This window comes from Mycobacterium persicum (genome assembly GCF_002086915.1).
GTDB lineage: Bacteria > Actinomycetota > Actinomycetes > Mycobacteriales > Mycobacteriaceae > Mycobacterium > Mycobacterium persicum.
In genome coordinates this window covers 5,747,546-5,754,014 of the sequence record NZ_MWQA01000001.1, presented here as the reverse complement: position 1 = coordinate 5,754,014, position 6,469 = coordinate 5,747,546, and the positions used below count along the sequence as shown (strand labels likewise).

Here is a 6,469-nt window from a genome sequence, read left to right as displayed (position 1 = left end):
AAGCGAGGTGACGAGGGCGGCTTCGGCCTCAGCGGCGTGTGAGTGCATCGACCAGCGTCCAGGCAGAGATTCCGAGCAGTGCGACGTCCTTGATCAGGAACTGACCAGTCGACGACAACACCGGGAAACCTCCTGCTGATGCTTCGAATGCACCAGGCGTACTGAGCACGAATGTCAGTGTTGTGGCGAACATGCCGATGGCCATGAGGCTACCGATCGCTGAGAGTCGAGGGAACCACGGTTTGACGGCGAGCAAGACCGCGATTGCGATCTCGACTACACCGAGTAGCGACGAAAAGGTGGTGATCGAGAAAATGTCGTACAGCCAAGACATGAAAGGGCTGTTCGACACGAATGGCGCGATGCCGTTGGCTTCGTACTCTGTGAACTTCAGCATGCCGATCCAGGCGATGACGACGACCAGCCCGTACCGTGCCAGGCCCGCGCCGCCACGTGCTACTGGCGACTCTGGGCGCACGCCGGCTTGAATCTGCTCGCGGATGGTAGCGATCATGATGACTCCCTTGCTAGTTGGGTTGACTACACCACTGAGTGCTATGCACTTCGGAAAGCGTTACAGCGCTTCCGTTTAGGTGGGTGTGCCGTACGTCATAGTTCCTGCGGGGATCTTGTGGGTCGAGACCGACGACGCGGATTGCGAGGTCTCGCCCTCGACCATTTGGGTGCCCACGCCCTTCCGCGCGGCGCTGCGGTCGTCGACGCCAAGTTCCTTTAGTCGCGGTAACCCCAGAAGTCGGCTTATCCGCCCCGTGTCGGCGCAATCGACCAGCACAGCACGGACCATTTAGCAGCGCAGCGCGGTCAGGGAAAACGCCGGCGTGGTCTGTCGGCCCTCGTAGTGCCGATTTGCTGTGTCGCGACTAACGGCCGAACAGATTTGGCGACCAATCTGCTTTGAGCAAGGCGATGAACGCAACCCTAAACGCACTGACCGCCACCAGACAGTGCTGGGTCTCTCCAGTTTTGGGCGACCTTGAGAGGCTATCGACGGCTAGGAGCGATGGTCCGACCATGTTGCGCAGCAACCGTTTCAGGCGGTAGAACACCGAATGCAACACGGTGCACACCCTGGCGAGAACGACCGCGAGTGTTCGCACTGCAGGTTCATCGGGTTCTGCGCCCCATCGGACTACTTGCCGGGTGACCTGCAGGCCAAACCGCCGATGCTGACCGGGTTACAATGATTCTTGCCTTGGCTTAGGCATGGTACACATGACGAGGTCGACGATGCTCGGCAAGCTTGCGGCGTTGCAGCAGACCTCGGCCCAGGAAGTAGACGCTGCGCGAGAATCGATCAAGTGGCCACCGCACCGCCGGCTTGGCACCGCCTCCCAAGCACTTTGAACCACCCCGGGTTTGATGCGCGTCAAACCTGGGGTGGTTCACGGGTTTTCGTATCGTTGCCGATTTCATTCGACTGCGGGTTCCTGGCCGGATGGCACGGTCGAACCTGCGCAGTTCGGCGAGTCCCTATTGAGTGGGGATCGTCCGAGTTAAGCCGCGCAGCAGAGCGCACCTCAAGCACGGTCACGCACCGACGGCCACCAACCAGCCGACCCGGCGGTGTTAGCGCAGGAAGACACCCCCTTTACGCCCATCTGAATATCGCGCTATTGGGATATTGACGTATCTCGATATCTAGGTTAGGGTTGGTGGCACCACGTCGTCAGGGGTGGTGAACAACGAAATCACGGAAGAGGTTGAGCCGGTTGTACTTCCGGCCCGCCCGCCAATCAGAAGGAGAAGCGCGCCATGTCCACGTCCCAGTATGCTCCGGACCGCAGCTACGGAATGTTCATCGACAACCAATGGGTGGACGCGGAGTCCGGGGAGACGATCGAGAGTATCAATCCCGCGACGGGTGAGGTGCTGACTCGTATTCCTAGTGGAACAGCCGCTGATGTCGATCGCGCGGTCCAGGCGGCGCAGCGTGCGTTTGCGGGCTGGAGGGCGACCACGGTGACGGAACGGGCGAACGCGTTGAACAGGATCGCCGACCTGCTGGAGGCTGACGCCGAGCGTTTCGCGGTCCTGGAGTCGCTGGATGTGGGCAAGCCGATTCGCGAGTCGCGCGTTCTCGACGTGCCCATCGCCATTGATCACTTCAGGTACTTCGCCGGAGTGATTCGCAGTCACTCAGACGAGGCGGCCGTGCTTGATGAACAGACCCTCAGCCTCGTGCTGAGCGAACCGCTTGGTGTGGTTGGTCAGGTGATCCCCTGGAACTTTCCGTTGTTGATGGCAGCCTGGAAGATTGCCCCGGCAATCGCCACAGGGAACACCGTGGTGATCAAGCCATCGGAGATGACGCCGGTCAGCATTTCCGAACTGGCAAAGATTTTCGCGCAAGTTCTTCCCCCCGGTGTCGTCAACATCGTCACCGGCACAGGGCCGGTTGCCGGCCAGGCCGTGCTGGATCACCCGACGGTACAGAAGCTGGCATTCACCGGTTCCACCCGAGTCGGCTACACCGTCGCCGAAGCCGCAGCCAAAAGACTGGTACCAGCAACGCTGGAGCTGGGCGGCAAATCGGCGAATATCGTTTTCCCCGACGCGAATTGGGACAAGGCCGTCGAGGGGGCAGCCCTGGCGATTCTATGGAATCAAGGCCAAGCCTGCGAATCCGGAGCTCGCCTCTTCATTCACGAGTCGATCTACGACCGTTTTATCGACGAACTAAAAGCCAAGTTCACCACGGCCCGCGTGGGGGATCCCCTCTCACCAGACACCCAGGTGGGCTCGTTGATCAGCAAAGCCCAGCTGGAGCGCGTGTTGGGCTATGTAGAAACCGGTCGTGCTGAAGGTGCCACGGTTTTGACGGGTGGTCGCCGGCTCACTGGCGGGGACTACGATTCCGGATTCTTTGTCGAGCCGACAATATTGGTCGATGTGCGCAACGATATGCGCGTTGCATCGGAAGAGATCTTCGGCCCCGTTCTCGTTGTTATCCCATTCAAGGACGAGGATGAAGTTATCGCCTTGGCCAACGACTCAGAATACGGACTCGCCGGCACAGTGTGGACCCAAGACATCAACCGTGCACTTCGCGTGGCACGCGCGGTGGAGACCGGTCGGATGTGGGTGAACACGGCCCATGAGATCCCTGCGCATGCACCCTTCGGGGGCTACAAGAAATCCGGTCTGGGCCGCGAAGCCTACAAATCCATGCTTGACGCGTACACCCACAAGAAGAACATCTACGTGAGCATGAACGAAGCTCCGCGCGGACTGTTCTAAATCGCGTATCCCATCGCTGCACAAGATTGAAACCATCACACCAACACCGGAAAGAAAAGAAATGAAAGACTCAGTGCTGTTCACCGCTACCAAGCTCGGCCCCTATGAGGTCAAGAATCGCATCGTTCTTCCCCCGTTGACCCGTTCGCGCAGTTCGCAGCCCGGCAACGTACCCAACGAACTCATGGCGGATTACTACACGCAGCGCAGTGGTGCCGGGTTCATGGTGACCGAAGGTACGCAGATCGAACCGCGCGGGCAGGGCTACGCCTGGACACCCGGGATCCACAACCTTGAACAGGTTGCGGGTTGGCGCAAAGTCACCGATGCGGTTCACACCGCCGGTGGGGTGATCTTCAACCAGCTCTGGCATGTGGGACGGGTGTCGCACACCTCGTTGCAGCCCGACGCCGGCGCACCGGTCGCCCCGTCGGCCATCACCGCGGACGCCGTGAAGGTTTTCGTCGAAACGGGCCCGGGAGCCGGAGCGCTGGCGCCGCCGTCGCCGCCGCGGGCTCTGACGACCGGCGAGGTCAAAGACGTCGTGCAGCTCTACGCCGACGCCGCGCGCAATGCTCTCGACGCCGGATTCGACGGGGTGGAAATCCACTCAGCCAACGGGTACTTGGTCAACCAGTTCATGTCCACCCATACCAACCACCGCAACGACGAATACGGCGGTTCCCTGCAGAATCGCCTCCGGTTCCTGCGCGAGGTGGTCGAGGCAGTTGCCGGCGTCGTCGGTAAAGACCGTCTGGGTGTGCGGTTTTCGCCATTGTTCACCACCACTGGCGAAGACCGTGTCTACCTTGGCCTTGTCGAAGATGACCCCCATGAGACCTACATCGAGGCGGTAAAGATCCTCGAAGAGGTTGGCATCGCATACGTGTCGTTGGCCGAGGCCGACTGGGACAACGCTCCCGAAATGCCGGAAAGCTTCCGTGTCGCAGTGCGCGAAAACTTCAGCGGAACCATCCTACTGGCGGGCAAGTACACCGCCGAACGCGCAGTCCGTGCCATTGAGGCTGGCTGGGCCGACTTGATCGCCTTCGGCCGACCGTTCATCGCCAACCCAGACCTGCCCGAACGGATCGCCAACGACTGGCCGCTCAACACCCCCGACCCGAGCACCATGTACGGCGGCACCGAGAAAGGCTACACCGATTACCCCACCTACCGTAGCTAGTAACCGAACCACGTCTTGCCGTGCAGTCGATCAGGCTGCACGGCAAGACGAGTCGCACCTCGGATGCTCCGCGGCCCAGCCGAACCGCCTACGAGAAACGTTTCATGCGGACCCAACCGCGAAGCCGCCAACGAGGTACGACATGCGCCGACGACGATCACCGATGGGCCGCGCAGCGTTCTGGCCAACTACCCAGCGCATCGGCACAAACTCGCAGGTACGCTAGTCCCTATACACGACAGGATCCGCAACATGTCTGTTCTCCAGCTCCCGGTGTGTCGAACTAGCAACGCCGCCACTGGATGTAGGCCCACGTTTACTAACTACTGTGCAACATCCTTCAGATCGGCGGCCCACCCGCGTAGCATGACCACGAAAGGGATCATAAAATGCTGAGCACTTCACCTGAACGTACTAATTCCCAGAATTCAATAAGTATTGATGTCAACGAGGCATTGAAAGCCCTCGATAACCCTACCCGATTAACGATACTCAGTTGGCTCAAGGATCCGCGAAAAAATTTTCCCGAACAGGATATCGATCCACAAGAAGTCGGCGTGTGCGTGAGTATCATTCAAAAACATGTCGGCTTATCACAGTCGACAGTGTCGTCATATATGGCAGTTCTGCAACGCGCGCAATTGGTAACCTCCCGACGGATCGGGCCCTGGACATACTACAAAAGGCACGAAAAGAATATTGAGTCGCTGCTGGAAGCCTTGAATGCGCTGATTTAACCGCTGCGCGCTCTCCTTCGCTGACCAACTGAGCACGAGCCAGCCAGGTAATAGCCTGCGGTAAAATCGACAGCCGTCATTTCACTTTTAACTGAACACGCGAGGACGCGGGGCTACCATCATTAACTGAGACGGCTTGATATTGCTTCGCGCAGCCCAGCCCGGCATCCACGTCAACGCCATACCGTTACAGAGGCAACTCCACTATGTCACCAAGTTCTGACAAACAGATCGGCGCCGCCCCAATCGCTCTTCCCGAACGTTCTCGATACATCCGGCACATGCGGCAGGTCAGTCATTTCGCGGAGTATCGATGATGCCAACGCCTGTAGTATTCAGCGACCTGGACGGTACGCTATACGTTGGTGACGAGCTCGTTCCCGGCGCGCCTGAGGCTGTGACAAGACTCCGAAACATGGGTTGCACGCTCCGTTTTCTCACCAACACCGATACTGTGCCACCACAGACCCTCCAAGAAACACTGCGCGAGCGCGGATTCGACGTTCGTGTCGGCGAAGTTTTCACCCCCGTATCCGCTGCCCTGCAACTCTTTGAAGCAACGCGCGGCCGGATCAACGTATTGCCGGTGGTGTCAAGCGCCTTGCTTCCGACATTTGCCCCCTACCGCCACGCCGGCGGTGCGATCACCCATGTCGTCGTCGGCAACACTCACGACACGCTAACGCATCAGCTACTCGACTTGGCGTTTCGCGCTCTCGAGCGCGGTGCGACCCTTATAGCACTCCAAAGAGGGAAGTATCGAAAACGCCCCGACGGCAACCATATCGACACCGGTGCGATCACGGCAGCACTTGAGCACGCCACCGGCGTCACCAGCAAACTCCTCGGCAAACCATCACCAGAATTTCTGCGATCCGCCGCAGCGAGCGTGCCCGTCAAGCCGAACGCACTCTGGCTGATCGGCGACCAACCCGCCAACGATATTGCCATGGGAAACGCGGTAGGCGCACACACAATCCAGGTACGCACCGGCATGTATGCCGACCAAATCGACCTTACCCAGACACATCCCGCAGAAACCACTCTGGACTCCATCGTTGACATGCCCGCTTGGCTAACGCGCAACGAGCACCAGCACTGATAGCCATCTAGCCGTACGACGGTGCCTGCGCTGTGAGTGTGGTAGTAACCGGTGTACGCGGCTTTACGGCCCGTGCCGCCAGACGTGCTCATCCACCCCGCGCACCGCCACGCCATCCAAGCGGGCCTGGTCAGCGATGAGCAAACCGCTGGCCCACCGTCAGTTCGGCTGGGAGCGCCCCGCGGC

General features: G+C 59.7%; 5 protein-coding genes. 4 read left to right on the top strand and 1 reads right to left on the bottom strand.

All coding sequences use genetic code 11. From position 1 onward, the window contains the following. Positions 1-28: 28 nt before the first annotated feature. The gene (locus tag B4U45_RS26185) at positions 29-511 is read right to left on the bottom strand and encodes a YkgB family protein (protein ID WP_041928033.1); all 483 of its coding nucleotides are present in this window, start codon (positions 509-511) and stop codon (positions 29-31) included. 1,262 nt (positions 512-1,773) lie between these two features. Between B4U45_RS26185 and B4U45_RS26180 the strand changes: the two genes are divergently transcribed. The 4 genes from B4U45_RS26180 (at position 1,774) to B4U45_RS26165 (ending at position 6,283) form a co-directional block, all read left to right on the top strand. Then, positions 1,774-3,258 (top strand): aldehyde dehydrogenase family protein, encoded by a 1,485-nt coding sequence (locus B4U45_RS26180; RefSeq protein ID WP_016343721.1) that lies wholly within the window; start codon positions 1,774-1,776, stop codon positions 3,256-3,258. A 61-nt stretch (positions 3,259-3,319) separates the two neighbouring features. Further along, positions 3,320-4,444 carry an alkene reductase gene (locus B4U45_RS26175; RefSeq protein WP_016343720.1) on the top strand — a complete coding sequence of 375 codons (1,125 nt, stop codon included), beginning with the start codon at positions 3,320-3,322 and terminating at the stop codon, positions 4,442-4,444. Positions 4,445-4,833: 389 nt separating this feature from the next. Then, positions 4,834-5,181, top strand: a complete 348-nt coding sequence (locus B4U45_RS26170; RefSeq protein ID WP_196760141.1) for an ArsR/SmtB family transcription factor — start codon at positions 4,834-4,836, stop codon at positions 5,179-5,181. 313 nt (positions 5,182-5,494) lie between these two features. Beyond that, positions 5,495-6,283 (top strand): HAD-IIA family hydrolase, encoded by a 789-nt coding sequence (locus tag B4U45_RS26165; protein WP_016343718.1) that lies wholly within the window; start codon positions 5,495-5,497, stop codon positions 6,281-6,283. Positions 6,284-6,469 lie beyond the last annotated feature (186 nt).